This window comes from Mesorhizobium sp. M1169, from assembly GCF_040318345.1.
Taxonomy (GTDB): Bacteria; Pseudomonadota; Alphaproteobacteria; order Rhizobiales; family Rhizobiaceae; genus Mesorhizobium.
Window position 1 is genome coordinate 1 of sequence record NZ_JAMYME010000102.1, and the last position, 1,819, is coordinate 1,819.

Genomic DNA, 1,819 nt, shown 5'->3' on the forward strand with positions numbered 1-1,819 from the left:
CGACGGATGACATCGACAACCCTGATTTCGACTTTTTCGATTCCTGTTGCGTTTCTTTGTTCGGCTCAGGTGAGCCTGTTTCTTCGTCCCGGCCCACAGGATTTCCCACGCGAGCGTGTCGAGACGCAGTCAAGGCTGGCCGGTGCGATGGCGCCACGGCCGGCTGCGAGGTTTCCAGGCCACGCCTTGACGGCGTCGAGCACGGCGCCATTCTGGAGCGGACCGAGGGCGTCGGTCGTGCCGCCACATTTCCTTGTGCTATATTTGTCCGGCACGGACGACCACGTGGCAAAGAGTGGTGCGAGAGGATGAGAGTGCCGCCACGCAGCCGTTATAGTCGTTCCTCGTTTGTGGCGTCCGTGCGCCGCTTCGGCCCTCGTGACCGCCAATGCCGAACCATTAGCTCGTAGGCACGTTCGGCATTCTCGGCCGCGGCTTTCTCGCTGTTTCGCAACTCCTTCACGTTGTAGGCGTAAGCCGAACCGCGGCGACCGACACCGCGCTCGCCCGGCGCGCCGGCCTTGAGAGCGAGCTGCCTCTGCTTTGCCGCCACCAGCGCCGGGCGAGCCCAGAAGTAGTCCTGCTCCTTTGTCAGCAGATGCCAGATCAACACGGCGAGCTTGCGGGCGAGTGCCACGGCTGCGACCTGATGGCCGCGCTTGTTACGGATGCGTAGGAAGAAGGCCCTGAGCGGTCCGGGCGCCTTCGCCGTCGCCCAGGCGGCCTCGACCAGCATGGCGCGGGCATGGGAACGACCATGTTTGCTGATCCGGCCATATTGCGCCAAGCCAAGACCGGATTGGCGCACACGCGGATTGAGGCCGAAGTAGCTCACCAGCTTCTGCGGTTCGCGAAACCGCCGGATATCGCCGACGGCGGCGATGATACCGCTCGCGACGATGGCATTGACGCCGGTGATCGTCTGAAGCCGCCGGACTTGCACATCATCAATCGCTTCCCGGGCGATGTCGCGATCGAGGTCGGCCAGATCCTCGGCCAGGCGGTCAATCTCGCGGATGTGGCGAGCGATGGCGGCCCGCTCGTCGTCGGGAAGCACCTGCCGCTCGAGCCAGGCGCGACCGCGATTGTTGAACAGATCGGCATGCGGGCACTTCGGCACTAGGTGCGCCTGCAGGATGCCATGCACCTCGTTCTTCACGCGCGTGCGATGCCGAACTACCTGGTTGCGCCGCGCGACGAGGCGGCGAAGCCGCTCGGTCCGCTCGTCAGGTACCCAGACCTCCGGCAGAAAGCCGCTGGCATGGAGCTGCGTCAGAACGCCGGCATCGATCTTGTCGGTCTTAATCCTGGCATGGGCGATCGCCTTCACCTGCATCGGGTTGGCGACAATCACCCGGCCGACATAGGGCGACAGAACCCGCACCACCGCCATGGCGTTGCCCGTGGCCTCGACGACAACCTCATCCGTCCGTCGCAAACTGCGGCCGAACCCTTCCAGTCCGGAGCGGGTCATGTCGACCCGTCCGTGATGGCGCAGCCGGCCGTCTTCCCAAACCACCACCTCCGCAAAGGTGCGGTGGATGTCCATTCCAATCACACGTCTCATCGGCTCCCTCTCCTCAAACAGTCGGGAGCCGGCGGGCGACGCGACACCTACGGATCCGCGCTCTCGGCGCAACCGGGCAAGTCGCAGGGGCGGCCAGCTACTAACGCGAGCTCGCAGCTCATCGAATACATCGGCCTGCCCGCACTTGGCGTGCTCCCGGTGCCCCTGTCCCGGATGGTCGCACCATACGCCGAAAATCGCTCATCTCCAGCGGGGATCGGATGGCACCGTCATGATCATACCGGTTACGAA

Annotated in this window: 1 protein-coding gene; it reads right to left on the bottom strand. The window is 64.6% G+C overall.

Annotation, left to right across the window (positions count from 1 at the left end):
- Nucleotides 1–331 precede the first annotated feature (331 nt).
- Nucleotides 332–1,549 carry an IS110 family RNA-guided transposase gene (locus tag NKH41_RS33975; protein ID WP_352935973.1) on the bottom strand — a complete coding sequence of 406 codons (1,218 nt, stop codon included), beginning with the start codon at nt 1,547–1,549 and terminating at the stop codon, nt 332–334.
- Nucleotides 1,550–1,819 lie beyond the last annotated feature (270 nt).